Source organism: Micromonospora sp. RL09-050-HVF-A, from assembly GCF_019374995.1.
GTDB lineage: Bacteria > Actinomycetota > Actinomycetes > Mycobacteriales > Micromonosporaceae > Micromonospora > Micromonospora antibiotica.
The window spans coordinates 3,853,744-3,879,870 of record NZ_JAGKQP010000002.1 but is presented as its reverse complement, the minus strand read 5'-3'; the positions used below and the strand labels follow the sequence as shown (position 1 = coordinate 3,879,870).

General features: G+C 72.9%; 24 protein-coding genes and 2 pseudogenes. 12 read left to right on the top strand and 14 right to left on the bottom strand.

The window, feature by feature from the left end:
* Window positions 1–28 precede the first annotated feature (28 nt).
* Both J7462_RS16915 and J7462_RS16910 read right to left on the bottom strand, forming a co-directional pair.
* The gene (locus tag J7462_RS16915) at window positions 29–1,054 is read right to left on the bottom strand and encodes an IS110 family transposase (protein WP_219464903.1); all 1,026 of its coding nucleotides are present in this window, start codon (window positions 1,052–1,054) and stop codon (window positions 29–31) included.
* Between the two features lie 252 nt (window positions 1,055–1,306).
* On the bottom strand, window positions 1,307–2,149 hold the full coding sequence (locus J7462_RS16910) for an aminotransferase class IV (protein ID WP_219464902.1): 843 nt from the start codon (window positions 2,147–2,149) through the stop codon (window positions 1,307–1,309).
* A gap of 139 nt (window positions 2,150–2,288) precedes the next feature.
* On the opposite strand from J7462_RS16910, the gene J7462_RS16905 reads away from it, so the two are divergent.
* The 4 genes from J7462_RS16905 to J7462_RS16890 all read left to right on the top strand — a co-directional run bounded on the left by J7462_RS16905 (window position 2,289) and on the right by J7462_RS16890 (window position 6,044).
* Entirely contained in the window at window positions 2,289–2,693 is a 405-nt protein-coding gene (locus J7462_RS16905) for a Fur family transcriptional regulator (protein WP_219470400.1), read from the top strand.
* Complete coding sequence (locus tag J7462_RS16900; RefSeq protein ID WP_219464900.1) at window positions 2,690–3,802, top strand: folate-binding protein YgfZ; 1,113 nt, start codon at window positions 2,690–2,692, stop codon at window positions 3,800–3,802. The genes J7462_RS16905 and J7462_RS16900 overlap by 4 nt, the downstream gene beginning before the upstream one ends.
* Before the next feature lie 271 nt (window positions 3,803–4,073).
* The gene (locus J7462_RS16895) at window positions 4,074–4,901 is read left to right on the top strand and encodes a 3-keto-5-aminohexanoate cleavage protein (protein WP_219464898.1); all 828 of its coding nucleotides are present in this window, start codon (window positions 4,074–4,076) and stop codon (window positions 4,899–4,901) included.
* A 183-nt stretch (window positions 4,902–5,084) separates the two neighbouring features.
* Window positions 5,085–6,044, top strand: coding sequence for an asparaginase (locus J7462_RS16890; RefSeq protein ID WP_219464895.1), 960 nt, complete (start codon window positions 5,085–5,087; stop codon window positions 6,042–6,044).
* 63 nt (window positions 6,045–6,107) lie between these two features.
* On the opposite strand, the gene J7462_RS16885 is transcribed toward J7462_RS16890, so the two are convergent.
* On the bottom strand, window positions 6,108–6,908 hold the full coding sequence (locus J7462_RS16885; protein ID WP_308290921.1) for an alpha/beta hydrolase: 801 nt from the start codon (window positions 6,906–6,908) through the stop codon (window positions 6,108–6,110).
* Between the two features lie 117 nt (window positions 6,909–7,025).
* On the opposite strand from J7462_RS16885, the pseudogene J7462_RS33660 reads away from it, so the two are divergent.
* From J7462_RS33660 to J7462_RS16860, 5 genes and pseudogenes are all read left to right on the top strand, one after another.
* Window positions 7,026–7,658, top strand: a pseudogene (locus tag J7462_RS33660) (helix-turn-helix domain-containing protein); the annotation flags it as partial.
* A gap of 248 nt (window positions 7,659–7,906) precedes the next feature.
* Entirely contained in the window at window positions 7,907–8,689 is a 783-nt protein-coding gene (locus tag J7462_RS16875) for a hypothetical protein (protein WP_219464892.1), read from the top strand.
* A gap of 69 nt (window positions 8,690–8,758) precedes the next feature.
* Window positions 8,759–9,073: a DUF2516 family protein gene (locus tag J7462_RS16870; protein WP_091242743.1), complete on the top strand. Its 315-nt coding sequence runs from the start codon at window positions 8,759–8,761 to the stop codon at window positions 9,071–9,073.
* Entirely contained in the window at window positions 9,070–9,957 is an 888-nt protein-coding gene (locus tag J7462_RS16865) for an alpha/beta fold hydrolase (RefSeq protein WP_219464891.1), read from the top strand. The genes J7462_RS16870 and J7462_RS16865 overlap by 4 nt, the downstream gene beginning before the upstream one ends.
* Window positions 9,958–10,403: 446 nt before the next feature.
* Window positions 10,404–10,961, top strand: a complete 558-nt coding sequence (locus J7462_RS16860) for an ester cyclase (RefSeq protein WP_219464890.1) — start codon at window positions 10,404–10,406, stop codon at window positions 10,959–10,961.
* Between the two features lie 48 nt (window positions 10,962–11,009).
* Here the strand turns inward: J7462_RS16860 and J7462_RS16855 are convergent, their stop codons facing one another.
* Window positions 11,010–11,687: a DNA polymerase beta superfamily protein gene (locus J7462_RS16855; protein WP_219464889.1), complete on the bottom strand. Its 678-nt coding sequence runs from the start codon at window positions 11,685–11,687 to the stop codon at window positions 11,010–11,012.
* 76 nt (window positions 11,688–11,763) lie between these two features.
* On the opposite strand from J7462_RS16855, the gene J7462_RS16850 reads away from it, so the two are divergent.
* The gene (locus J7462_RS16850) at window positions 11,764–12,681 is read left to right on the top strand and encodes an SDR family oxidoreductase (protein WP_208567896.1); all 918 of its coding nucleotides are present in this window, start codon (window positions 11,764–11,766) and stop codon (window positions 12,679–12,681) included.
* A gap of 22 nt (window positions 12,682–12,703) precedes the next feature.
* Here the strand turns inward: J7462_RS16850 and J7462_RS16845 are convergent, their stop codons facing one another.
* Entirely contained in the window at window positions 12,704–13,696 is a 993-nt protein-coding gene (locus J7462_RS16845; protein ID WP_219464888.1) for a YafY family protein, read from the bottom strand.
* An 84-nt stretch (window positions 13,697–13,780) separates the two neighbouring features.
* Between J7462_RS16845 and J7462_RS16840 the strand changes: the two genes are divergently transcribed.
* Window positions 13,781–14,599, top strand: coding sequence for an EI24 domain-containing protein (locus J7462_RS16840; protein WP_208567898.1), 819 nt, complete (start codon window positions 13,781–13,783; stop codon window positions 14,597–14,599).
* 32 nt (window positions 14,600–14,631) lie between these two features.
* Here the strand turns inward: J7462_RS16840 and J7462_RS16835 are convergent, their stop codons facing one another.
* The 7 genes from J7462_RS16835 to J7462_RS16805 all read right to left on the bottom strand — a co-directional run bounded on the left by J7462_RS16835 (window position 14,632) and on the right by J7462_RS16805 (window position 22,919).
* Window positions 14,632–15,645, bottom strand: coding sequence for a GNAT family N-acetyltransferase (locus J7462_RS16835; RefSeq protein ID WP_219464887.1), 1,014 nt, complete (start codon window positions 15,643–15,645; stop codon window positions 14,632–14,634).
* Window positions 15,646–16,084: 439 nt separating this feature from the next.
* A complete protein-coding gene (locus J7462_RS16830) occupies window positions 16,085–17,092 on the bottom strand; it encodes a LacI family DNA-binding transcriptional regulator (protein WP_219464886.1) in 1,008 nt (335 codons plus the stop codon).
* Between the two features lie 19 nt (window positions 17,093–17,111).
* Complete coding sequence (locus tag J7462_RS16825) at window positions 17,112–18,491, bottom strand: GH1 family beta-glucosidase (protein WP_219464885.1); 1,380 nt, start codon at window positions 18,489–18,491, stop codon at window positions 17,112–17,114.
* Between the two features lie 120 nt (window positions 18,492–18,611).
* Window positions 18,612–19,445 (bottom strand): carbohydrate ABC transporter permease, encoded by an 834-nt coding sequence (locus tag J7462_RS16820; RefSeq protein WP_204924754.1) that lies wholly within the window; start codon window positions 19,443–19,445, stop codon window positions 18,612–18,614.
* A complete protein-coding gene (locus J7462_RS16815; protein WP_208567903.1) occupies window positions 19,442–20,428 on the bottom strand; it encodes a carbohydrate ABC transporter permease in 987 nt (328 codons plus the stop codon). Before J7462_RS16815 ends, J7462_RS16820 begins: the two co-directional genes overlap by 4 nt.
* Before the next feature lie 95 nt (window positions 20,429–20,523).
* The gene (locus tag J7462_RS16810; protein WP_219464884.1) at window positions 20,524–21,831 is read right to left on the bottom strand and encodes an ABC transporter substrate-binding protein; all 1,308 of its coding nucleotides are present in this window, start codon (window positions 21,829–21,831) and stop codon (window positions 20,524–20,526) included.
* Window positions 21,832–22,157: 326 nt separating this feature from the next.
* The gene (locus tag J7462_RS16805) at window positions 22,158–22,919 is read right to left on the bottom strand and encodes a maleylpyruvate isomerase family mycothiol-dependent enzyme (protein ID WP_219464882.1); all 762 of its coding nucleotides are present in this window, start codon (window positions 22,917–22,919) and stop codon (window positions 22,158–22,160) included.
* A gap of 70 nt (window positions 22,920–22,989) precedes the next feature.
* Here J7462_RS16805 and J7462_RS16800 point away from each other — a divergent pair, with 70 nt between their 5' ends.
* Window positions 22,990–24,081: a UDP-N-acetylmuramate dehydrogenase gene (locus J7462_RS16800; protein ID WP_219464881.1), complete on the top strand. Its 1,092-nt coding sequence runs from the start codon at window positions 22,990–22,992 to the stop codon at window positions 24,079–24,081.
* Window positions 24,082–24,498: 417 nt separating this feature from the next.
* Here the strand turns inward: J7462_RS16800 and J7462_RS16795 are convergent.
* Window positions 24,499–25,295 (bottom strand): annotated as a pseudogene (locus J7462_RS16795) (class I SAM-dependent methyltransferase).
* Between the two features lie 52 nt (window positions 25,296–25,347).
* Window positions 25,348–26,115, bottom strand: coding sequence for an SDR family oxidoreductase (locus tag J7462_RS16790; protein WP_219464880.1), 768 nt, complete (start codon window positions 26,113–26,115; stop codon window positions 25,348–25,350).
* Window positions 26,116–26,127 lie beyond the last annotated feature (12 nt).

Genomic DNA, 26,127 nt, shown 5'->3' with positions numbered 1-26,127 from the left:
GTCGATGATCTTCAGTTGTATGGTCGGGCTAATCAGACGTAACGTGAACAAGACGTCCAGTGAGGCAGCGTTTGATCTCTCGGTCGGTTTTGCCTTGGGCTCGGCGGCGGTCGGCGTAGGCGCGGGTGCGTTCGTCGTAGCGCAGTCGGGACAGTGCGACGGTGTGTAGTGCGCGGTTGAGTTGCCGGTCGCCTGAGCGGTTGAGGCGGTAACGGGTGGTCTTGCCGGAGGAGGCGGGGATCGGGGCGGTGCCGGCGAGCATGGCGAACGCGGCGTCGTTGCGGCAGCGTCTGGGGTGGGACCAGGCGGTGAGTACGGTAGCGGCGACGATTGGTCCGACGCCGGTGAGGTCGAGCAGGTCGGGCCGCCAGGAACGCACGATCGCGCGGATCGCCGTTTCGTGGCCGGCGGCTTCTGCTTCCAGTGTCCGGATGCGTCGGGCGAGGTCACGCAGCACTGTCAGCGCGGTGGTGGCCTCAATGTCACCGCTGGTGGTGGTGGGTCGCAGCCGGCTGGCGGTGGTGATCATCGCGCGGGTGCTCTGCCCGCGGAAGCGGGTGCGTACTGCCTCCGGGGCGGTGATGACCATCGCGTGTAGCTGCCGTTGTGCGGCGGTGGCGGCTTCGACAGCCGCTCTGCGGGCGGTCAGTCGCATCTGTAACGCGGCCCGCTGAGGCCCGGTTTTGGGCTGCGCCAGTGTGGTGCGGGCCAGGGCGTCGCGGGCGGCGCGTTCGGCGTCGATCGGGTCGGACTTCGCCCCGGCCCGGCGGGCGGGCCGCTTCGGGCGGTCCAGCTCGATGACCAGCTCACCGGCATCGGCCAGGTGGCGGTGAAGGCCGGCGCCGTAGCCGCCGGTGCCTTCGAGTGCCCAGGCCCGCAACCCCGACTGCCCATCGGCCAGGGCCACCAGCTCAGCGTAGCCGTCGGGATCGGTGCTCACCGTGACCCTGGCCAGGACCCCGCCGGTGCGGGTGTCGAGCACGGCGGCGGTGTGGGTGTCTTTGTGGGTGTCGACGCCGATGACGACCTCGACCAGATCTGCCAGCATGGACATGCGTTCTCTCCAAACCGTGGGGACGCAAGGGTCCGGTCCGGTGCGGAGATGGCAGGACTGTGATGAGACACGCCAGCCGCTAACTGGCGGTCAAGCTCCTGATCAGGCCAAACGTCTCCCGCCGGGTCGGACGCCGGCAGTAGCAGACGGACAAGTCCGGCCGAAGGCACGAAACCAGTCAGGCGAAGGGTCACACCTGCTACTGCCGACCATCAGCTCACCACTGATGAACCGACCCCGCCATGCTCACAGTCAGGCGAAGCCCAGCAGTTCCTGGAGGCGGGGGGTGTGCGGGGCGGGTGGGCGGCCGGTGCCGTCGAGGGACCTGACCTCGACCAGACCGCGTACCGAGGAGGTCAGCCAGATCCCGGCGGCGGCGTGCAGCCCGGTCGGGGTGACCATCCGTTCGGCCCGTCCCAGGCCCAGCCCGGCGGCGTGGTCGAGCAGCCAGCCGCAGGTGGTGCCGGGCAGGATGCCGGTACGCGCGGCCGGGACGGTGCAGAGCGTGTCGCCGTCCAGCCAGACGACGTTCGCGCTGGGCCCCTCCAGCACGTAGCCGTCGGTGGAGACCCAGAGCACGTCGTCGACCCCGCTGCGGGCGGCCCAGCGGCGGGCGGCGCTGTTGGTCGCGTACGAGATCGACTTGATGCCCGCCGGGAGCCAGGACAGTTCGGGGCGGGCGGTCGCCGGCACCCCGAGGGGCAGGGTGGCGACGGTGACCCCGACGTCGCGGAGCCGTTTCGCGGCGGCCGGCACCTCGGTCAGGGTGGCGTACACGGTGGGCAGCCCACCCCCCTCCGGCCCCCGCGTGCAGACCAGGCGCAATGCGCCCTCGACCTCGGTGGGCCAGCCGGCGGCGATGCCGTCCAGCAGTTCCACAAGCGCCCCGTCCGGGGGCAGCGGGAGTTCCAGGGCGGCGGCCCCGGCCCGCAGCCGGGCCAGATGGGCGGTACGCAACCAGGGGTTTCCGCCGCGCAGGTGCATGGTCTCGAACAGCCCGTCCCCGCGCAGCACACCCAGGTCGTTCCCGCGTAGCACCGGCTCCGTCGCGGGGACGACGCCCCGACCGAGCACGGCGACCCTCGATGCCACCATGACCGCCGAGCCTAACGGCGTGACCCGTCGCACCCCCGAGCCCGGTGACGTGACCCGCCCGGCGGCCCGGTGGCGGGCGGGCGGTGACCGGCGCGGGCCGAACTATGATCGGACGGTGTCCGAATCCTCCCTGGCGGAAATGCTCCGCTCGCGTGGGCTGCGACTGACGGCGCAGCGGCAACTGGTCCTGCAGGCCGTGCTCGACCTGGGGCACGCCACACCCGAGCAGGTGCACACGGCGGTCCGGGAGGTCGCCGCCGGGGTCAACATCACCACCATCTACCGGACGTTGGAGCTGCTGGAACGGCTCGGCCTGGTGACCCACACCCACCTGTCGCACGGCTCGCCGACCTATCACGCGGCGGGTGAGCACCAGCACATCCACCTGGTCTGCCGGGAGTGCGGCGCGGTCGACGAGATCGACCCGGAGCTGATGCGCCCGCTGGCCGACCGGCTCGCCACCGAGCGGAACTTCCAGGTGGACATCGGGCACGTGGCGCTCTTCGGCGTCTGCGGCAACTGTGAGGACGGGGAACCAACATGATCGACATCGCGGGAGCGGTGGCCGTCGAGGCGATCGACGAGGCCAGCCGGGACCAGCCGGACGCCGGGCACCGGGCGGCCGGGGTGCGGGGCGTCGCCGCGCACTACGGCGACCCGATGCGCGAGCAGCGCACCCTGGCCACCGGGGTCGGCCTGGTGGACCGCTCGCACCGGGGTGTCGTCGCCGTCACCGGCCCGGAGCGGATCGGTTGGCTGCACACCCTGACCAGCCAGCACCTCGCCGCGCTCGGCCCCGGCCAGGGCACCGAGCTGCTGGTGCTCAGCCCGCACGGGCACGTCGAGCAGCACGCCATGGTCGCCGAGGACGGCACGACCACCTGGCTGGACACCGAGCCGGGGATGACCGCCGACCTGCTGACGTACCTGGAGAAGATGCGGTTCTTCAGCCAGGTCGAGCCGCGCGACGTCACCGCCGGCCACGCGCTGCTGTCGCTGGTCGGGCCGCAGGCCACCGAGGCCGTCGCCACGCTGGGCGTCACCGGCCTGACCGCCCCCGAGGTGCTCGCGGTGCCGGGTCCGAAGTTCCGCTCCGGCGAGCTGCCCCCCCGCCCCACCGTCTCGTACGACGTCCAGCCGCTGACCGGTGGTGGCTGGGCCCGTCGGGTCCCGCTGGGGGTGGACCTGCTGGTGCCCCGGCCCGCCCTGGACGAGGTCGTCGCCGCGCTGCGCGAGCACGGCGTCCCCCCGGCCGGCCTGTGGGCGTACGAGGCGGTGCGGGTGGCCGCCCGACGGGCCCGGGTCGGGGTGGACACCGACCACCGGACGATCCCCGCCGAGGCGGGCCTGATCGCCCCGGCGGTGCACCTGGACAAGGGCTGCTACCGGGGGCAGGAGACCGTCGCCCGGGTGCACAACCTGGGCCGGCCGCCGCGTCGGCTCGTCCTGCTGCACCTGGACGGGGTGACCACCGACCAGCTGCCGGCGTCCGGCACCCCGGTCACCCTGGACGGCCGGACGGTCGGCTTCGTCGGCACCGCCGTGCACCACTACGAGCTCGGTCAGGTCGCGCTCGCCGTGGTCAAACGCAACCTCGCCGACGACGCCCGGCTGTCGGTGGGCGACACCGCCGCGGCCATCGACCCGGAGTAGCCCGTCCCGGCCAGTGGGTCGCGCTTTCCGGCATGGTCCGGGCGGTGGGTCCGTGCTTCCCGGCGTCGCCCGGGCGGTGGGTCCGTGCTTCCCGGCGTCGCCCGGGCGGTGGGTCCGCCTCCGGTTGTGCTCGTCGGCGAAGTAAGGATGCCTACCGCTAGCCGATTCGGCGGGAATTTCTTCGCGTCTCTCTCTCCTGATGTGCGGTTCTTCCTGTCGGGCCGGCCTGCGGCGTCGACCGGGGGCGGCCGGGGCGGCTACCATCGCCGGCATGACGACAGGGACGTTGATCACGGTTGCCCCGACGGGCGCGGAGTCGGCCAAGGAGCAGGTGCCGGCGCTGCCGGTGACCCTCGACGAGTTGCTGCTCACCGCCAAGGAGTGCGAGGCGCTCGGCGCTTCCGTGATCCACGTCCACATCCGCGACGACCAGGCCCGGCCCACCCTCGACCAGGGGCGGCTGCGGGAGACCGTGGCGGCGCTGCGGGAGAGCACCGACCTGATCGTGCAGCTCTCCTCGGGTGGGGCGGTGACCGATCCGGAGGCCGACCGGCTGGCCGTGCTGGACGCCGCGCCGGACATGGCCTCCTGCACCATGGGCACGGTCAACTTCGGCGACGACGTCTTCCTCAACCGGTGGGAGTTCATCGTCGACCTGCACACCCGGATGCAGGAGCGCAGCATCCTCCCCGAGTACGAGATCTTCGACCTCGGTCACCTCACCGCCCTGCAACGCCTGCTGGACCGGCACGGCCTGCCGTACGGCGGGCACGTGCACGTCGACTTCGTGATGGGGGTGCCGGGCGGGATGCCGGGCACCACCGCCACCCTGGTCGCCGCCCAGCAGATGCTGCGTGACCTGCCGGCGGGCACCACCTTCTCGGCCACCGGCGTCGGTCGCAGCACCATCGCGGTGCTGCTGGCTTCGCTCTCCACCGGCGGTCACCTGCGGGTCGGTATGGAGGACACCGTGACGTACACCAAGGGTCGCCCGGTGGAGTCCAACATGCAGCTGGTGGCCCGCGCGGTCGGGTTCGCGCAGCTCGCCCAGCGCCCCCCGCTGACCACCACCGAAGCCCGTCAGTTGCTGTTCCGCTAGCCCGCCCGGCGGGCCGGACCGGTCCGGCCGGTGCTGCGGTTCCGGGTCGGGGCCCGCCGTGGGCCCGGCCGGGGCAGGTCCGCCCGGTAAGCCGCGCCTGCCCCGGCACTCCTGTACGCCGGTGGTCGACGTCGCAGGTCACCCGGGTGTCGGGGTGCCGGCCCCCGTCGGTACCTTCGCCAGGTGTCCAAGACGTACGAGGGTGGCGAGCCGCTCGCCGAGGTGGTCCGGTCCGGGTTCGTGGAGGGTGTGCACCGGGGCTCGGTGGTGGTGCTCGACGCCGCCGGTGCGCCGGTGGCCGGTGCCGGGAACGGCGTCCCGCCGATCTTTCCCCGCTCGGCCAGCAAGCCGTTGCAGGCGCTCGGGATGCTCCGGGCCGGGCTCGCGGTGACCGACCCCGCCGACGTCGCGGTGGTCTCGGCCAGCCACGCCGGTGAGGAGTTCCACCTGGCCCGGGTCGCGGCGCTGCTGGGCTCCGCGGGCCTGGACCCGGGGGCCCTGCACTGCCCGCCCGACCTGCCGTTCGGCGAGGCGGCCCGGGAGGCCGTGCTGCGGGCCGGTGGTGGCCCGAGCCGGTTGGCGATGAACTGCTCCGGTAAGCACGCCGGGATGCTGCTGACCTGCCTGGCGGCCGGCTGGCCGGTGGACGGGTACTGGCGGCCGGAGCACCCGTTGCAGCAGCGGCTGACCGCCACGATCGAGGAGTTCACCGGCGAGCCGGCGGCGGCGGTCGGCGTGGACGGTTGTGGTGCGCCCGTGCTGGCGGTCTCGCTGACCGGGCTGGCCCGGGCCTACCTGCGGCTGGTGGCCGCCGAGCCCGGCTCCCCGGAGCGCACGGTGGCGGACGCGATGCGGGCGTACCCGGAGGTGGTCGGCGGCACCGTGGCGGACGACACCCGCCTGATGCGCGGCGTACCCGGAATGCTGGCCAAGATCGGCGCGGAGGGGGTGATCGCGGCGGCGCTGCCCGGCGTCGGCGCGGTCACCCTCAAGATCGACGACGGTGCCACCCGCGCCCGGATGCCGGTGCTGGTCTCCGCGCTGCGCCGGCTCGGTGTGCGGGCCCCCGTCCTCACCGAGTACGCGGAGGTTCCCCTGCTCGGCGGTGCTCTTCCGGTCGGTGGAGTGCGTCCCGTCTGGTGAGCTGCGGGCGATCCGTGGCCGGGCCGCACCAGGGTGCGGGACGGGCCCGGGGTGCGGGGCCGGTCAGGGCAGGAAGGCGCGGAGGGCCTCGGCCACCTCGGTGGGGCGTTCCACCGGGATCAGGTGCGCGGCCTCGGGGATGTCGGGCAGGCGGACGGCCCGGGGGGCCTCGGCGGCGATCCGGTCGGCCAGCCGGATGATGTCGGGGATGTCGACGGCACCGGCGGTGACGAGGACCGGCAGGTCCAACTCGTCGAGGCGGCCGATGGCGGGCGGGTCGAGGTCGACGACGTCGACCGCGCTCAACGCCTGCTCGGCGGCGAGGGCCCGCCGGTCCGACTCCTCGGCGAAGGCGATGAGCGCCGGGTCGAGATCCTCCGGACGGCGGTGCGGGCCGACCACCCAGAACCGGACCTCGCCGGCCGCGCTCGCCGCCAGGTCCTCCTCGTCGACCTCACCGACCAGCCGGTCCCACAACTCCTCGGTGTCCGGCGACCACTCGTGCCCGGAGACGGCGGTGCCGAACAGCGCCAGGGCCGACACCCGCTGCGGGTACGCCAGCGCGGTGTCGATCGCCACCGCCCCGCCGAAGGAGCAGCCGACCAGGGCGGCCCGGTCGATGTCGAGCGCGTCCAGCACCGCCACCACGTCGTCGCGGTGGGCGAAGGACTCCGGCGGCAGCGCCGAGTCCCCGTAGCCGCGCAGGTCCAGCGCGATCGTCCGGTGCCGGTCGGCGAGGGCGGCGCACACCTCGCGCCACATCCGCCGATCGGCGATGCCCGCGTGCAGCAGGAGCACCGGCGTGCCGGTGCCGACCTCGTCGTAGCCGAGGGTGGTGCCGTTGACAGCGATCTGTTGGGTCACGCCGTGCAAGTTACGACCGGACATCCCGGGCCGCAACGTACTTTGCCTCCTGTTACCTTGCTAACTCTGGCTAGCGTTTTGCTTGCTGGAGCTAGCAGCGCGGACTACCGTTGGGGTATGGCCGCACCCAAGGATCTACCCGACGTCGGCGGATTCATCCGTGACCTGCGGCGGAACGCCAAGATCTCGCTCCGCCAGCTCGCCGAGCAGGCCGGCGTGAGCAACCCCTACCTCAGTCAGATCGAGCGGGGCCTGCGCAAGCCCAGCGCCGAGGTGCTCCAGCAGCTCGCCAGCGCGCTGCGGGTCTCCACCCCGGCGATGTACCTGCGGGCCGGGCTGCTCGACGACAAGGAGGGTCAGGGAGTGCTCGCCGCCATCGCGGTCGACCCCGACCTGAACATGGCGCAGAAACAGTCGCTCAGCCAGATATACGAGACCTTCCGGCGGGAGAACACCCGGCTGTCCGAGGCCACCGCCGACCACTCCGCCCCGGCGGAACCCGGCACGGACGAGCCGGCCGGCACGAACCGCCCCGGCACCGACCAGACGGTCACCGACGGGGTCGCCGGCACGGATCAACCGGTCGTCACCGATCGGACCGCCGCCGCGGTGGACCGCCCGGACGCCGGCCCCGGACCGGCCGCGCCGACCTCCGCGTACGCCGTACCGACGCCGACCGGGCCGACGGAGGCGGCGGCCACGGTGACGCCGGCCGCCACCGGACCGGTCACCCCGGAGGGCACCCCGACCGAGGCCGTCCTCGAATCGGTCGCCGTCACCGAGGCGGGCACCGCCCCCGCCCCCGCGACCGGTGAGACGCGCACCGCACCCACCACCGGTGGGGTGGGGACCCCACCGGCGACCGGTGAGACGCGCACCGCGCCCACCGCCAGCGGGACGCGCACCGCGCCCGCCGCCGGCACCCATGACGGCACGGCGGATGCCGCGCCCACGACCAGCAACGACAAGGCCGCCGGAGCGGCCGAGGAGGAGTTGTCATGACCCAGCCGAAGACCAACCGCATTCCGGCCCCCGTCTACGCCGCCGCCGGTGCCGGGGAGCTGGCCATCCAGCAGCTGCGCAAGCTGCCGACCGTGGTGAGCGAGCTGGGCAACCGGGTCGTCGCCGACGGCACCAAGGTCGCCGCCGAGTGGGGCGGCAAGGCCGTCGTGACCGGGTTCGAGCTACGCCAGAAGGCCACCGAGACCTTCCGTACCGCCAACCTGACCGCCACCGGCCTGCGCGAGAAGGCCACGCCCACCGAGCTGAACCTGGACAAGCTCCGCGCCGAGCTGGACCTGGACAAGCTCCGCGCCGAGCTGGACCTCGACAAGCTGCGCGGTGCCGCCACCCGCAACGCCGCCGTGGTGCTCGCCGGGGCGCAGGCGGCCCAGGAACGGGCACTGGCCGCGTACGGCGCGTTGATCGCCCGGGGTGAGCGGGTGGTCGGTGCCGGGGTGCTGGAGGCCGCCGAGACCGTCAACGCCGACATCGAGGCGACCGACGCCACCGTCCCGGCCGGGGCGCAGGCCGGGACCGACCAGGACCGCACCCCGACCCCGGCTGCCGTGGCGCAGGCCGACACGGACCACCCGCCGACCCCGGCGGACGTGGCGCAGGTCGTCGAGGCCAAGCCGGCCGCAGCCAAGGTCACCCGGTCCCGGGCCACCAAGGCCGCGACCAAGCCGGCCGCGACCAAGGTCGCCGCCAAGCCCGTCGCCACCGACCCGACAGCGAAGCAGCCGAAGACCACGAAGCGGACCCGCCCGGCCGCCGAGTGACCGTCGCCGACACCGGCCCCGGGGCGTCCTGACGGACGTTTCCGGGGCCGTCGGCATATGCTGGCCGGCATGGCCATCGCCGCGCCGATCTTCGTGTTCCACCTCGTCTACGTGATCGATCTGATCCTGCTCGTGTTCGCCCTGGCTGTGCAGGGCATCTCGCTGGTGCACGCGTTCACCCAGCGCTCGGACGCCTTCCCGGCCATCGGCACCCTCCCCAAGGGCGGCTGGATCGCGATCCTGGCCGTCTGCATGCTGCTCACCCTGCTTGGTTTCGGCGCGCTGAGCATCTTCGGGCTGATCGGCATCGCGGCCGGCCTGATCTACCTGCTGGACGTCCGGGTCGGGCTGCGTGACCTGCACGACGGCAAAGGGTTCTGGTGAGGGGTTTCCGCTGGCCGCCACCGCCGGACGGCGGACCCCGCACCTGGGGGCCCGGGCCCGGCGCACCGCGTACCGGGCGACCCGCCCTGCCGGAACCGGAGACCGAGCTGGTCGCCACCCCGCACGACGTACAGCTGGAACGGCTGGTCACCGGCGTCGGTGACCCGGTCACCGTGTTTGCCCACGGATTCGGCAACGGCATCGCCACCACCCGCCCGTTCGGCAGCGCCGTCACCGGCCGACGGGTCTTCTTCCAGTTCCGGGGGCACGGCCGCTCCGACGCCCCGCCCGGCCCGTGGAGCTACCTCGACCTGGCCCGCGACCTGCGGGCGGTGGCGGACCTCAGCGGCGCCACCCGGGCGTTCGGCGCCAGCCTCGGCGCGGGCGCGCTCTGCCGGCTGCTCGTCGAGAGCCCGGACCGGTTCGAGAAACTGGTCTTCCTGCTGCCCGCCGTCCTCGACCGGCCGCGTGGCCCGGTCGCCCGGCAACGACTGGCCGACCTGCTCGACGCGGTCGCCGGGGGCGACGCCTCGGCCGTGGCGGACGTGGTCGCCCTGGAACTGCCGCCGTCGGTCCGCAACACCCCGGCCGGTTGGGCCTACCTGCGTCAGCGACTCGACCAGCTGCTGCGGGACGGGCTCGCCGCCGGTCTGTCCGACCTGCCGGAGCAGTCCCCGCTGGCCGACCTCGCCGCCCTGGCCGGGGTGACCGCACCGGCCCTGGTGATCGGCTGCGTCGGCGACGACCTGCACCCCACCCACATCGCCGCCGAGCTGGCCGACGCGTTGCCGCAGGCGACACTGCACGTCTACGACCGTCCCGGGTTCGCCTGGACCGACCGCGCCGACCTGCGGGACCGGATCTCCACCTTCCTCAACGACTAGCCCCGGGCCGGGCCCGGGACGCGTCCTGTCCGCCCGTGGCCTCCGCCCGGTCGGGATCCGGCGGACCGCCGGATCCGAGCTGGCAGTCCGGTGTGGACGGATGTCCCCGGTGCCGGCCCCGGCAAACTCGTTCCAGGCGTTCGCCCGCCTCCGGCCCGCCCGCCTCCGGCCCGCCGCCTCCGGCCCGCCCGCCTCCGGCCGCCCGCCTCCGGCCCGCCCGCCTCCGGCCCGGCCCGCCCGCCCGGCTCGGCTGCCCCGGCCCGGCTGCCCCCGGCTCGGCCTGCCGCCTGTGCGGCCCGCCTGCCGCCGTTGCCGTCCGTCTGCCCGGACTGGTAGGCCCGCGATCGCCCCGCCACCACTCCGCTACTCCGCTCGTGTTGACGTCAAATCACTGTAGTTATAGGCTATAACTAAAGCGAGCTGATCTCATTCATGGAGGAGTCATCATGAACCGCAGGTCCACCGTCACCCTCACCGCGCTCCTGATCGCCGGTGGCGTGCTGACCGGCAGCAGCGTTCCCGCGCTGGCTGGCGGCACCGCCACCACCCACACGCGGCCCGACGGGCCCGACGACACCCGCCGGACGCAGCAGCAGGTGACCCGCGACTGGGTCCAGCTCTGGAACGGCGACTACGCGCTGGCCGAGCACCTCATCGCGCCGGACGTCCGGGTCCGGGCCGCGCTGCTCGACGGCGGCGACGGCAGTGCCGTGCACGGCCCGGCCGGCATGGTCGACCTGATCGGCCAGATCCGGGGAGCCTTCCCCGACCTGCGCTTCACCGTCGAGGTCGGCCCGATCATCGACGGCAGCCACGTGGTCGTGCGGTGGGTCGCCGACGGCACGTACGGCGGAGGATTCCCCGGGGCGACAGCCGCGCCCGGCACCACGGTCCGCTTCACGGGCACCGACACGCTGCGGACGAGGCACGGCCTGATCACCGACTACTGGCTCAACGCCGACACCCTGCTGCTCACCACCCAGCTCGGGGTGGAAGCAGTCTGATCGCCTCGTCGCGGGCCCGGCACGGACCCCGGCAACGGCTGCCGTGGGTCAGTCAGGCGGCGGCAGGTGGGCGGCGCGGACGGCACGCAGCCAGCGTTCCACCGTCGCCTCGTCGGGCCGGTCGGGCAGCGGGGTGCGGAGCCGGTCGAAGTCCCGTTCCGCCTCGGCGACCAGCGCTTCCGCCTCGGTGAGCGCGCCGCCCGCGACCCGCTCACCGAACGCCCGGAACCACGCCGGGTCCGCCAGCCGGATCTCCAGCACGCCGGTGGCGTAGAGGGTCCGCCCCTGGTGCAGCAGCCGGGCCAGGTGCCGGGCGTGCTTGGCCGAGCGGCGCCGGCCGCCCACCGTCGAGTCGCGGGTGGTCAGCTTGCGGAACTGCTGGCTCGCGTAGCCGAGGTAGGCGTCGCGGACACGCGGTGCGCTGAGGAACGCCGACCGGATGGCGATCAGGCGGTCACCGAGCTCCGTACGGGTCTCGTAGCAGTCGTCGGGCAGCCAGATCAGCTCGGTGGCCGTCGGGTTGCCGCTCAACGCCAGCCGGGCGTACTTGCCGGCCTCGTGCAGGGTGACGTCCGGGTCGGTGGTGACCACCGACTCCCGGGGCGGCCGCAGGCCGTGGAAGGCCACCGTCGGGGCGGCGAAGACGCCGATCCGGTCCACGTCGGAGCCGGGGCCGGCCAGCCCGTAGGCGACCGAGCCGACGATCCCGGAGAGCAGCAGGTGCATGCCGGGAGCATGCCGGACCGAACCGCTCCGCGAAACCGGACTTCGGTTGTCAGGTATCACTGCCACCCTCGACGGTATGACGACGACACCGTTGGAAGGAAAGGTCGCGCTGGTGGCCGGCGCGACCCGGGGCGCGGGCCGGCAGATCGCGGTCCAGCTCGGCGCGGCCGGGGCGACGGTCTACGCCACCGGCCGCAGCAGCCGGGCCGGCCGCTCCGAGCTGGACCGCGCCGAGACCATCGAGGAGACCGCCGAGCTGGTCACCGCCGCCGGAGGCACCGGCATCGCGGTCCGGGTCGACCACCTGGTGCCCGAGCAGGTACGCGACCTGGTGGCCCGGATCGACACCGAACAGGGCCGGCTCGACGTGCTGGTCAACGACGTGTGGGGCGCCGACCCGCTGATCACCTGGGAGAAGCCGGTCTGGGAGCAGCCGCTGGACGCCGGGTTCCGCACCCTGCGGCTGGCGGTGGACACCCACATCGTCACCAGCCACTTCGCGCTGCCGCTGCTGATCCGCCGCCCCGGCGGCCTGGTCGTCGAGATCGGCGACGGCACCCGGGCGTACAACGACACGCACTACCGGCTGTCCGTCTTCTACGACCTGGCGAAGGTGTCGGTGACCCGGCTCGCGTACAGCTGGGGGCACGAGCTGGCGCCGCACGGGTGCACCGCCGTGGCGCTCACCCCCGGCTGGATCCGCTCCGAGGCGATGCTGGAACACTTCGGGGTGACCGAGCAGACCTGGCGCGACGGCGCGGCGACGGACCCGCACTTCCTCATCTCGGAAACCCCGGCCTTCGTCGGGCGGGCGGTCGCCGCACTGGCCGCCGACGAGGACCGGGCCCGCTGGAACCAGGCGTCCGTCTCGGCCGGCGAACTGGCCCGGGTGTACGGCTTCACCGACCTCGACGGCAGCCGGCCGGACGCCTTCCGCTACCTCACCGAGGTGGTCGAGACGGACCGGCCCGCCGACGTCACCGGCTACCGCTGACGGCTCGTCGGCCCGGTCGCCGTCAGCGGGTCGGGTGGTCCGGGCCGACGCCGTAGCGGGCGGCCGAGCGGGCCGCCGCGTCGGCGAGCAGGGCACGCAGCTGCGGTGGGTCGAGCACCTCCACCTCGGGGCCGAGGCCGAGCAGTTGCGGGTACGCCACCTCGACGGACTCGACGGGCAGCTCGGTCACCACCCAACCCTGCCCGTCGGGTGTGCCGGCGGCGGCCACTGCCTCGTCGTACGCGAAGGGGGTGTCGGCGAGGAAGCGGAGCTGGCGCAGACCGGCGGGGCTGAGCCGCACGGTGACCCGTGCGGCGAGCATGTCCCGCAGGAACGCCTCGGCCTGCTCCCGCCAGTAGCCGCCCAGGTCGAAGCCGTCGTCCCGGGTGAAGGTCGCCGGGTCGGCGACGACGTCGAGCACCCGGTCCACCCGGTAGGTGCGCATCGTGTCGTCGACCCGGCCCACGAGATACCAGGTGCCGCTCTTGAGCACCAGCCCGTACGCCTCGACCCGGCGGGTCACCTCCCGGTCGCCGCGCCGGTACCGCAGGGCGACCACCCCGTCCCGCCACACCGCCCGGGCCAGTTCGGTCAGCCAGCGCGGCGGGGTGGACTCGCGGAACCAGCCCGGGACGTCCAGGTGGAACCGCTGGCCGGTACGGGCCGGGGCGTCACGCAGGCCCGGTGGCAACGCGGCGAGCATCTTCAGCTCGGCGGACGCCACCGCGTCGGCCAGTCCCAGGTCACCGGCGGGGCCGGGCAGTCCGGTGAGGAAGAGCGCCTCCGCCTCGTCCCGGGTCAGCCCGGTCAGCCGGGTCCGGTAGCCGCCGAGCAGCCGGTAACCCCCGGCCCGCCCCCGGTCGGCATAGACCGGCACCCCGGCGGCGGAGAGCGCCACCACGTCCCGGTAGACGGTCCGCTCGGAAACCTCCAGCTCACGGGCGAGTTCGGCGGCGGTCATCGTCTCGCGGGACTGCAACAGCAGCACCAGGGAGATCAACCGGGCGGCGCGCACCCCCGTATCCTGCCGGCCCGACCCGTCGGGCGGTGCCGTCGGGTGCCCGGTGGCGGTGGCCCCCGGCCAGTAGGCTCTGCGGTCGTGAACGGACCCCGTACCCTCGCCGCGCCGGTCACCGGTGCCACCCGCCGCTTCTTCGGCGGCGTGGGCCTGCTCGTGCGTGGCCTCGGCCTGTATGTCCGCAGCCCGGGGCTGATGCTGCTCGGCGTGGTGCCGGCGCTGTTGTCCGCCGCGCTCTTCGTCACCGCGTTCGCCACCCTGGTCTACTTCGTGGACGAGCTGGCGGCGTGGGTGACCCCGTTCGCCGACGACTGGTCGGACACCCCGCGCAGCCTGGTCCGGGTGATCGCCGGGTTGGCCTTCCTCGGGTTGGGCGGGCTGCTCACCGTGGTCGGCTTCACCGCGGTCACCCTGGTCATCGGGGACCCGTTCTACGAGAAGATCTCCGAGCGGGTGGAGGACCGGCTCGGCGGCACCCCGGGCGCGGTGGAGGTGCCGTTCGGGGCGTCGCTGCGGCGCAGCATCGTCGACTCGCTGCGGCTGGTCGGGCTCTCGGTGCTGTTCGGCATTCCGCTCTTCGCGGCCGGGTTCATCCCGGTGGTCGGGCAGACCGTGGTGCCGGTGGTCGGCGCGGCGGTGGGCGGCTGGCTGCTCGCCGTGGAGTTGGTCGGTGCGCCGTTCTCCCGGCGCGGGCTGCGGCTGCCGGACCGGCGGGCCAGGCTGAAGGCGGACCGGGCCACCTCGCTCGGTTTCGGTGTGGCGGTCTTCCTGTGCTTCCTGATCCCGCTGGGTGCGGTGCTGGTGATGCCGGCCGCCGTCGCCGGGGCCGCGCTGCTCGCCCGCCGCTCGCTGGGCCAGCACATCGAGGAGAGCCGAGCCGGCGGCCGGCCGACGGCGTGACCATGGCGGCCCGCCGGTCGTGGTCGGGCCTCTCAGCGCAGCTCGCGCAGGCAGGACCAGGCGGTGGCCACCGGCCGGTAGCCGAGGCGGGTGTTGACCGCCAGCATCGGCGCGTTGGCCTCGTCGTTGGAGGTGTAGGCCGTGCGTACTCCGCGACCGGCGGCCCGGTGCAGCGCGACCTGCTTGGTCAGTCGGGCCAGCCCCCGACCCCGGTATTCCGGCCGGGTCGCGGTGAAGTCGGACCACATCCGGTCGCCGTCCCGCTTGACCAGGCTGAGCGCGACCAACGTGCCGTCGACCTCGGCGACCGTGCTGGCGTCCCGGTCCAATCCCGGGTTCTCCCAACACTCGGAGCGCCAGTGGGAGTAGCTGATCGCGTCCACCGGCACGTCGCCCGGCTCGCTCGTCGAGGCGACGGCGTCGAGGAGGTAGACCTGGTACGGATCGATCCCGGCGAGCGGGAGCAGCCGTACCCCGGCGGGCGGCTCGGGCATCGGTGGGGCCGGGTGCAGGTCGAGCGCCGAGTAGCGCAGCTCCCGGCTGGGGGCGAACCCGTGCCGGCGGGCGTACGGCAGCGAGTCGGTCTGCGCCCAGGTCCGCACCCGGCGGATCCGGAGGGATTCCAGGTGGGCCAGCGCGGCGGCGAGCAGTGCGGTGCCGGTGCCCCGGCCCCGGTGATCCGGATGCACGTGCAGGATGGAGATGTCCCCGAAGTCGGGCACTGAGGTCTGCGTGTTCCGGTACGCCGAGGCCCAGCCGACGAGTTGGCCGTCCGCCTCGGCCACCCAGGCCGCCCACTTCTCCTCGGGTGGTGGCTGGGCGATCATCTGCCGGGTCGACGCGATGCCCCGCACCAGGTACGGATGGACCAGGGACCGCAGCGCCACCACCCCGGGCGCGTCGTCGGGCTGGGCGGTGCGGATGCGCCACCCCACCCCCGGTTGGCCGGTGGACCGCGCGGTGTGGTCGCGGGCGGGCGGCAACTGGTGCCGGCGCTGCCGCTCGGTGCTGGTCGGCACGGGCTGCGGTGCAACGGCGTCAGGCATGCCCGCGAGCGTAGGCACCGGCCGGAGTCCACAGCCACACCTTTTCCCCAACCGCCATGCCGATGACTCTGGGTAACGCCTCTCTCTGGTTGCGACTTTCCCACTCTCCGTAATCCACGGTCGACCCCTGCCCTATCACCCTCGCCCCCTTTGCTCTGCTGCCATGGAGGCGACAGGCATTTGAGCTGCTAATGCACATTTATGGCTCGGGCGGATGTGGCGTCAAGTCGGTCACCCTCGGTGCCTGTCGCGTGGATGGCAGCAGAGCAAAGGGGGTGAACCTGGGTGGGGTGGGGTCGACGAAATGTTGCTGAGGGTGACGGTCGCGGTCGACGTTCAGCCGTCGCGTGTGGGTGCCCGGTGGGCAGGGGCGGCCCGGCTCACGTGGCCGGGGCGTGCGGCCAGGCCGGAAACCGGGCGGGGCAGGCCGGTGCAGGGGTCAGGCGGACTGTCGGATCACCAGCTCCGTCGGCAACACCACCGCCCGCTCCACCTCCGCACCGTCGGCGAGGGCCAGCAGCAGCCGGGTCATCTTCCGGCCCAACTCGACGATCGGCTGCCGCACGGTGGTCAGCGGCGGCTCGGTGTAGGCAGCCGTCTCGATGTCGTCGAAACCGATCACCGCGACGTCCTCCGGTACCCGCCGGCCCGCCTCGTGCAACGCCCGCAGGGCGGCGTGCGCCATCAGGTCGGAGGCGGCGAAGACCGCATCCAGATCGGGGTACGCGGCGAGCAGCCGACGCATCGCGATGGTCCCCGACTCGCGGGTGAAGTCGCCGTACTCGATCATCTGGGGCAGGCCGGCGGCGACCACGGTGTCCCGGTAGCCGGCGAGCCGTTCGATGCCGGCGACCATGTCCTGCGGGCCGGCGATGGTGGCGATCCGGCGGCGACCGTTGTCGATCAGGTAACGGGTCGCCGCGGCCACCCCGCCGATGTGGTCCACGTCGATGTACGGCACGTCGGCCGCGTCCAGCGGTCGGCCGCTGCACACGACCGGTATCCCCAGCCGGGCGAGCCGGCCGGGCAGTGGGTCCTCCCCGTGCAGCGAGGCGAAGAGCACCCCGTCGACGTGCCGGCCGGTGGTGTACCGGGTGACCCGGTCGTGCCCGGCGGGCGAGCCGGCCAGCATCAGCACCAGCTGCTTGTCGGCGGCCTCCAACTCCTGGGCCGCACCCCGGATGAGCCCGGGGAAGACCTGGTCGTCGGAGAAGACCCGGGTGGCGGCCTCCGGCAGCACCAGGGCGATCGAGTCGGTCCGCTGGGTGACCAGGCTGCGGGCGGCCAGGTTCGGCACGTACCCCAGCTCGGCCACCGCCCGACGGACCGCCTCCTGGATCGGCTCGGCGACCGTGGTGGAGCCGTTCACCACCCGGGACACCGTCGCCCGGGACACGCCGGCCTGCCGGGCGACCTCCTCCAGGGTGGGCCGCTGTGCCGCCGTCATACCCGTTACCACCGCCTCGTCACAGCCCGTTCCGGGAGATCACCTCCTGGTACCACCGGGCGCTCGACTTCGGCGTGCGCCGCTGGTTCAGGTAGTCGACGTGGACGATCCCGAACCGCTTCCGATAGCCCTCGGCCCACTCGAAGTTGTCCAGCAACGACCATACGAGATAGCCGCGCAGGTCGACGCCGCGGGAGATGGCCTCGTGCGCGGCCCGCAGATGCCCGTCCAGGTAGGAGATCCGGTCGGTGTCGTCGATCCGGCCCGATCCGTCGGCGTCGTGGCCGGCACTGTCGTCCGGGAACGCGCCGCCGTTCTCCGTGATCATCAGTGGCAGCCCGGGATAGTCGGTGCCGATCCGCACCAGCAGCCGGGTCAGCCCGGCCGGCTCGATCTGCCAGCCCATGTCGGACACCGGCCCGCTGGCCGGCAGGAACTCCACCGCCCCCTCGGTGCCCGGGTAGGCGCTGCTGCCGCCCCCGTCCGGGCGTCCCGCGACATAGGTCGGTGCGTAGTAGTTGATCCCGAGCAGGTCCAGCGGCGCCGCGATGATCTTTTCGTCGCCGGGCCGGATGAACGTGGGCTCCACCATCCGGGCGACGTGTTCGAGCACGTCGGCGGGGTAGCCGGCCCCGGTCAGCGGGTCCAGGAAGATCCGGTTCTGGAGGCCGTCGACGAGACGTACCGCGGCGGCGTCGGCGGCGCTGTCCGGGTCGGCCGGTGCGACGTCCGCCGGGTTGAGGGTGATCCCGACCGTCTGCGCGCCCGCCGACCGCAGCGCCCGCGCCGCCAGGCCGTGCCCCAGCAACAGATGGTGTACGGCCCGGAACGCCGCCCCCGCGTCCTGCTCACCGGGGGCGTGCACCCCGTTGCCGTACCCGAGGTACGCCGAGCACCACGGTTCGTTGAGCGTCGTCCAGGTGCGGATGCGGTCACCGAGCCGGGCGTGCACGGCCAGGGCGTAGTCGGCGAAGTGTTCGGCGGTCTCCCGGCTGGTCCAACCGCCCCGGTCCTGCAAACCCTGGGGCAGGTCCCAGTGGTAGAGCGTGACGATCGGGTCGATGCCCCGGTCGAGCAGCGCGTCGGTCAACCGGTCGTAGAAGTCCAGGCCGCGCGGGTTGACCGGGCCGGTGCCGTCCGGCCTGATCCGGGGCCAGGCCACCGAGAACCGGTACGCGGCCAGGCCCAGCTCGGCCATCAGCGCCACGTCGTCGGCGTACCGGTGGTAGTGGTCGCAGGCGACGTCACCGGTGTGCCCGGCGAACACCTTGCCCGGCGTACGGCTGAAGGTGTCCCAGATCGACTCGCCGCGACCGTCGTCCCGGGCCGCGCCCTCGATCTGGTATGCGGCGGTCGCCGCGCCCCACACGAAGCCCTCCGGAAATCGAACCTCATTCACGCGGCTACCTCCTTCGTTCGCGACTGCGGGGCTCGCAAGACCGGCTCACTCCTCGCGCTCACGCGGTGCTTCCTTTCGTTCGCGACTGCGGGGCTCGCAAGACCGGCTCACTCCTCGCGCTCACGCTTTGACCGCACCTTCCATGATGCCGCCGATGATCTGGCGGCCGAACACGACGAACACCAGCAGCAGCGGCAGCGTCGCGATCGCCGTGCCGGTGAACACCTGCGACATGTCCTGGTAGTAACCGTCGGAGAGGGCCCGCAGCGACAACTGCACGGTCGGGTTCTCCGGGTCGTTGAGCACAGCGTACGGCCAGAGGAAGTCGTTCCAGGTGGTCATGAACGTGAGCAGGCCGAGCACGGCGGCGGCGGGCCGCAGCGCGGGCAGCACCACGTTCCAGTAGATCCGCAGCGTGTGGCAGCCGTCGACCCGGGCCGCCTCGATCAGCTCGGTGCTGACCGCCTGGGCCGCGTACTGGCGCATCATGAACACGCCGAATCCGGTGACCAGGGCCGGGACGATCACCGCCGGCAGCCGGTCGTTCCAGTTCAGCTTGGTCATCAGCAGGTACAGCGGGATGACCCCGAGCTGGGTGGGCACCATCATGGTGGCAATGATGATCATGAGTAGCGCGTTGCGTCCCCGGAACCGCAGCTTGGCGAAGGCGAACCCGGCCAGGGTGGAGAAGAGCACCACCGAGAAGGTGACGCTGACCGCGACGATCGTCGAGTTGACCAGGCCGGTGAGGAAGTGCGCGTCGGGGTTGGCGAAGAGCCGGGTGATGTTCGCGCCGAGGTTGCCGCCGGGGGTGAGCGGTGGCGGCACCTGGCCCATCGCGTCGCTGCTGCGGCTGGCGACCACGAACATCCAGTAGATCGGGAAGATCGACAGCAGGGCGGTGAGCGTCAATGCCGGGTAGGTGAGTCGGCCGGCCGACCAGATGCGGGTCATCGGTCCCCCTTGCGGGCGCCGCCGCCGAGCCGGCGCAGGATCAGTACGTTGATCGCCGCGACCACCGCGATCAGGGCGAAGAGCAGCCAGGCGACGGCCGAGCCGTAGCCGAAGTTGTAGTGCGGGGCGAAGGCGTTCTCGAACATGTACATGGTCATCGTCTGGGATTCGCGCAGCGGCCCGCCCCGGATCGCGTTGGTGCCGGAGTTGAACAGCCGGGGCTCGGTGAACAGTTGCAGCCCACCGATGGTGGAGATGATCACCGCGAAGATGATCGTGGGTTTGAGCAGTGGCACGGTGATCGACCAGAACTGCCGGGCCCGGCCGGCCCCGTCGATCGAGGCGGACTCGTACAGGTCGCGGGGGATGGCCTGCATCGCGGCCAGGAAGATCAGCGCGTTGTAGCCGGTCCACCGCCAGTCGACCATGGCGGAGATCGCCGTCCAGGCGGCGAACCGGTTCGCCTTCCAGTCGATCGCGTCGACGCCGACCAGATCGAGCAGCCAGTTGATCATGCCGAACTCGCGGCCGAAGAGCACCGCGAAGACGATCGCCACCGCCGCCGTCGAGGTCACGTTGGGCACCAGCACCGCCATCCGCCAGGTGGTCCGCGCCCGCAGCCGGCGGTTGAGCAGGTTGGCCAGCCACAGGGCGGCGAGCAGCTGCGGCACCGTGGAGAGGACGAAGATGCCAAGCGTGTTCACCACCGAGTTCCAGAAGTCGGCGTCGGCCAGCAACTGGGTGTAGTTCTGCGCGCCCACGAAGGCCGGGTCCACCCCCAACAGGTCCCAGTCGTGCAGCGACACCCAGAACGTGTACGCCAGCGGATAGAGCCCGAAGATCGCGAAGAGCAGGAAGAACGGCGTCACGTACAGGTAGGGCGAGTACCTGACGTCGAGCCGGGCCAACCGGTGCTCCCGCTCGGGCCGTCTGCTCCGGGTCCGTACCGCCCCCGGCGGCGGACCGTCGACCTGAACAACCATCTCCCGTGCTCTTCCTCTCGTGGTCCCGGCCTGCACCTGCCCGCCCGTCCGGCGGCGGGCCACGGCGTGAACCCGTGACCCCGCCCCGCACGGGGTTACTTGGCGGCGGCCTTGCGGGCGTTGGTGGTGGCGTCGGTCCAGCCCTGGGCGGGGTTGCGCTGACCCAGCTCGACGGTGCGCACGGCGTTCTCCACCTCGGTGCGGACGGCCTGGTTCTTGGGGCCCATGTAGACCGGCTTGAGGCTCTTCGCACCGGCGGCGAAGATCTTGCCGACCGGGGCGTCGGAGAAGTACGCGTTGGTCGAGCTGACGACCGCCGGGTCGTCGAGCGCCTGCGGGGACGACGGCAGCGGCCCCTTCTCCTGGAACGCGCCGATCTGGCCCTTGGCGCTGGTCAGGAACTTGGCCAGCTCGATCGCCTCGGCCTGGTGCCGGCTCTGCTTCGGCACCGCCAGGTAGGAGCCGCCCCAGTTGCCGCCGCTGCCGGGCACCTGGGCGATGTCCCACTTGCCCTTGGCGTCCGGGCCGGCGTTGCCCTCGATCACCCCGGTCATCCAGGCCGGGCAGGCGATGGTGGCGAACTTGGCCTGCTTGAAGGCCGACACCCACTCCTCCGACCAGGCCCCGTACCGGCCGGAGAGGCCGGAGTCGATGATGTCGACGGTGGTGTCGTACGCCTGGCGTACCGCCGGGTTGCTGTCGACCACCAGCTTGTCGGCGGTGTCGTAGTAGCTGTAGCCGGTGGTGTTGCCGGCGGTCTGCAACAGGATGGTGTTGAAGGTGTTGGTGGCGGCGTCCAGGAAGGCCGCGCCGGTGTTCCTGGCCTTGAACTGCTCGCCGACCCGCACGTAGTCCTGCCAGGTGGGCCAGAGCTTGGACACGGCCTCCCGGTCGGTGGGCAGGCCGGCGGCGGCGAAGAGGTCCTTGCGGTAGCAGATCGCCATCCCGCCGACGTCGGTGCCGAGGCCGATGAGCTGCTTGCCGTCGGCGGTCAGCCCGCCGTTCCACTTCCACTCCAGGAAGTTGCCCTTGAGGTCGGCGGCGCCGTGGTCGAGCAGGTTGACGAAGTTCTGCGGGTTGGCCTTGTACTCGACCAGCAGCCCCTCCTCGATGGCGACCACGTCACCGGCGCCCTTGCCGGCGGCGAGCCACTGGGTGAGCTTGGGGGAGTACTCGTCGAGGTTGCCGCCGGTGCCCCGCTCCACGATCTTGATGCCGGGGTGGTCGGCCTCGTACTGCCGGTAGAGCTTCTCGTAGCCGAACTGGCCGAACACGTCGACGGTCAGCGTGACCGGTCCGCCGTCGGCGGCCTCGTCGTCGCCGCCGCAGGCGGTGGTGGTGAGCAGTGCGGTGGTGGCCACCAGGGCGATCGCCGCGAGACGGCGGCGGGTAAAGACACCCATGGGTCGGGACCCCTCTCAGGTCGGGTGGTGGGGTGTGGACCTGCGTATGAGCGGGCCGTACGGATCGTCGGCCCGGATTCGATCTCTGTGAGAGAGCGCTCTCACGACAGGGTGGTGGGTCGATGGACTCCTGTCAAGAGAGCGCTCTCTCGGGTCGTCGCCGAACCGCGGGGCCGACCGCCCGAGCTACACCGGGGACCCCGAGAGCGGCCGTCCCGCAGCTACGCCGTGCGCAACCGACCCCGATCCACGCCGGGAACGCCGAGAGCGGCCGTCCCAGCCGGGACGGCCGCTCTCGGTACACGGCATGTGGTGGCGGGTGGGCGTCAGCCGACGCGCAGGCCCTCCAGCAGGGAACGGTCCCCTGCCACCCCGAGGGTGTCGAAGCTGACCCGGCCCCACAACGCCAGCAGCAGGTCGCTGGCCGAGCCGGTGACCTGCACCCGGGCGTGGTGGTCGTCGTGCCCGAAGACCGTCGCGGTGTCCAGCAGGGCCACCCCCTCGCCGCGCATCCGCAGGTACCAGTCCTGGGCGGCGTCGGTCGCGGTCAGGTGCACCACCCCCTGCCACTGCCCCCGGTTGCGCCGACGGCCGGACGGCAGCCAGGTGTCCAGCACCTCGCTCACCCCGTCGGCGGCGAGCTTCGTCTCGATCGGGTCACCGGCGGCGATGGCGAGCTGGGCGTCCCACCGGTGCACCGCCGTCTCGTGCGCCACCCGCCGCGGCCAGAAACCGGCCTTCTTGGGCTGCGGCATCGGGTTCCAGGCCGGGGCCTCCGGGTCGAGCGCGTCGAACAGGGTCACCAGCTGGTCGTACTCGTGCTGCCAGAGCTGGAGCGGGGACACCCCGGCGGGCAGCTCGGCGGTCTCGTCGCGGCGGGCCGGCTGGGCGGTGTCACCGGCACCGGCGAAGGAGTGCACCCAGTGGTAGAGGCCGGCCAGGTGCAGGGCGAGATCGGACACCGTCCACCCCGGGCAGGACAGCACAGGTGTCTCCGGCGGGGCCTCGGCCACGGCCGCGGCGAACGCCGGGCCGTCGACCCGGAGCGCTCCCAACCAGAAGTCCTTCGTGGCGTGCAGTCTGCTCATCGCAATCCTCCCCGGGGTGACCCGGCGACCAGTGGGTGCCGTGGCTACCCCTCAGCCTAGGGTGAAAGGCGTGTCAGACGTCTACGCCAAACCGACAACGAGCGCCGAACCCGCCGATCCGGCCGCCCTGGCGGAATACACCACCCTGCGCCTCGGTGGCCCCGCCGCCCGGTTGGAGACCGCGACCAGCGCCGACGAGATCGTCCGCCGGGTCCGCGAGGCGCACCGCCGCGACGAACCGGTGCTGGTCCTGGCCGGTGGCAGCAACGTGGTCGTCGGAGACGCCGGCTTCCCCGGCACCGTCGTGCTGATCCGGTCGCGGGGCTACACCGTGGTCGCCGAGGACACCGACACCGTCACCGTACGGGTCGAAGCCGGCGAACCCTGGGACGACCTCGTCGCCGCCACCGTCGGCAACGGCTGGTCCGGCCTGGAGTGCCTCTCCGGCATCCCCGGCTCGGCCGGTGCCACCCCCATCCAGAACGTCGGCGCGTACGGCCAGGAGGTCGCCGAACGGATCACCGCCGTTCAGGTGTACGACCGCGCCGAGGACCGGCTGACCACCGTCGCCGCCCCGGACTGCGGGTTCGCCTACCGGGGCAGCATCTTCAAGTACAGCGACCGCTGGGTGGTGCTCTCGGTCGACTTCCGGCTGGACCGCTCGCCGCTGTCCGGGCCGGTCCGCTACGCCGAACTGGCCCGCTCGCTGGGGGTCGACGTCGGTGACCGGGTGCCGTTGGCCGCCGCCCGGGACACGGTGCTGACCCTGCGCGCCGGCAAGGGCATGGTGCTCGACCCCACCGACCCGGACACCTGGTCGGTCGGCTCGTTCTTCACCAACCCGGTGCTCGACCGGGCGGCGTACGACCTGCTGCGGGAGCGCGCCGCCGACCTCGGTGACCCCCCCTCCTGGCCCTGCCCCGGTGACCTGGTGAAGGTCAGCGCCGCCTGGCTGATCGACAAGGCGGGCTTCGCCAAGGGCCACCCCGGCCCCGGTGGCACCGCCATCTCCGGCAAGCACACCCTGGCCCTGACCAACCACAGCGGCACCGCCCGCACCGCCGACCTGATCGCCCTCGCCCGCGAGATCCGCGACGGCGTCCACACCCGCTTCGCCGTCCCCCTCCACCCCGAACCCGTCCTCATCAACTGCACCCTCTGACCCCCCTGCCCCACCCCCACCCCGCCCCCACCCCGCCCCACCCGCCCCCACCCCGCCCCCACCCCCACCCGCTCTGCCCGTGTTGATCAAGAGGTTTGCGTCATCCTCGCCCGCCCCCGTGACGCAATCCTCTTGATCACCGAGCCCATCCCCGCGGGGCGGCGCGCGTCGCGGGTGGCCGGTGCCGGTGGGCGTGATCAAGAGGTTGGAGTCGTTCTCGGGCGGCCGGCTGACGCAAACCTCTTGATCACCGGTGCCGCCCCGTCGGGGCGGGGCGGGCCGGGCCGACTGGTCGGGTGATCAAGAGGTTTGCGTCATGCCGTTGGCGGATTTTGACGCAAAGCTCTTGATCAACACGGGCAGGCGGGGGCGGGGGCGCGGGGTGGGGTGTGGGGTGTGGGGGTGCGGGTGGGGTGGTCAGGTGGGGGTGATGGCGGGCCAGGGGAGGGTTAGTTCGCCGTGGCGCCAGCGGTGGGGGCGGTCTAGGACGGGCCAGCCGGTGGACCGGAGGGTGTGGACGGCGGCCAGCCAGCGTTGGCGGGGCCGAACGGGGCCAGCCCGGCGGCGGCGTGCCAGGCGTCGTCCAGGGCGCGGAGCAGGGCGTGGATGCCTTCACCCGGCACGTTGCGGTGGATCAGCGCCTTCGGTAGGCGCTCGGCCAACCGGGCCGGGCTCTCCAGCGTGGCCAGCCGGGCGGCCAGGGTCAGCGTCCGGGGGCCGGTGGAGTCGATCAGCAGCCAGCCGGCCAGCCGGCCCAACTCGTCGCAGGTGCCCTCGACCAGCACCCCGCCGGGGGCGAGCCGGTCGGTGACCGTCCGCCAGGCGTCGGCGACCTCGCGCTCGTCGTACTGGCGGAGCACGTTGAACGCCCGGACCACGGTGGGCCGTAACCCGGCCAGTTCGAAGCCGCCCCGGGCGAACGTCAACCCCGGTGGGTCGGCGGCCGGTGCGGCGGCGGCCACCCGTACCGGATCGATCTCCAGGCCGACCACCCGGACGTCGGGGCGGACCCGGGCGGCCAGCCGGTCGCGCAGCTCGACGGCGGTGACCGGGGTGGCACCGTAACCGAGGTCCACCACCAGCGGGTCGGCGGCGGCCCGTAACCGGTCGCCGCAGGTCTCGACGATCCAGTTGTCGACCCGGCGGAGCCGGTTCGGGTTCGTCGTCCCCCGGGTCACCAACCCCACCGGCCGTTGCCGGCCCCGGTCAGCCATCCCGGGTCACCAACCCCACCGGCCGCTGCCGGCCCCGGTCAGCCATCCCGGGTCACTGCCCGACCCGGTGCACCTTGTGCTGGGCGGCCTGGGCCAGCGGGCGGACCACCAACCGGTCCACGTTGACGTGGTGGGGGAGCGTGGCGCACCAGGCGATGCACTCGGCGACGTCCTCGGCCACCAGCGGCTGCGCGACCCCGGCGTAGGTGGCGTCGGCCTTCCCGGCATCCCCGCCGAACCGGTTCAGGCTGAACTCGTCCGTGCGGACCATCCCGGGGTCGATCTCGACCACCCGGACCGGTCGGCCGCACAGCTCCAGCCGCAGGGTGCCCGCCACGGCGGTCTGCGCGTGCTTGGCCGCGCTGTAGCCGCCCCCACCCTCGTAGACGGTGAAACCGGCGGTGGACGAGACCACCACGACCGTCCCGGTCCCGGAGCGCTCCAGGGCCGGCAGCAGGGCCTGGGTGACCCGCAGCGTGCCGAGCACGTTGACGTCGTACATCCACTGCCAGTCGGCGACCGAGCCGGACTCCACCGGGTCGAGCCCACGGGCCCCACCGGCGTTGTTGACCAGCAGGGTGACCGGCCCGGGGGCGTCGGCGGCGGCGCGGGCCAGCCCGGCCACCGACTCGTCGGAGGTGACGTCGCAGGCCACGGCGGTGGCGCTGCCGCCGGCCGCCGCGATCTCGGCGACCAGGTCGGCGAGCCGGTCGGTGCGGCGGGCGGCGGCGAGCACGTGGAAACCCTCGGCGGCGAGCCGGCGGGCGGTGGCCGCGCCGATCCCGCTGGACGCCCCGGTGACGATCGCGACAGAGGTCATCCGGCCATTCTC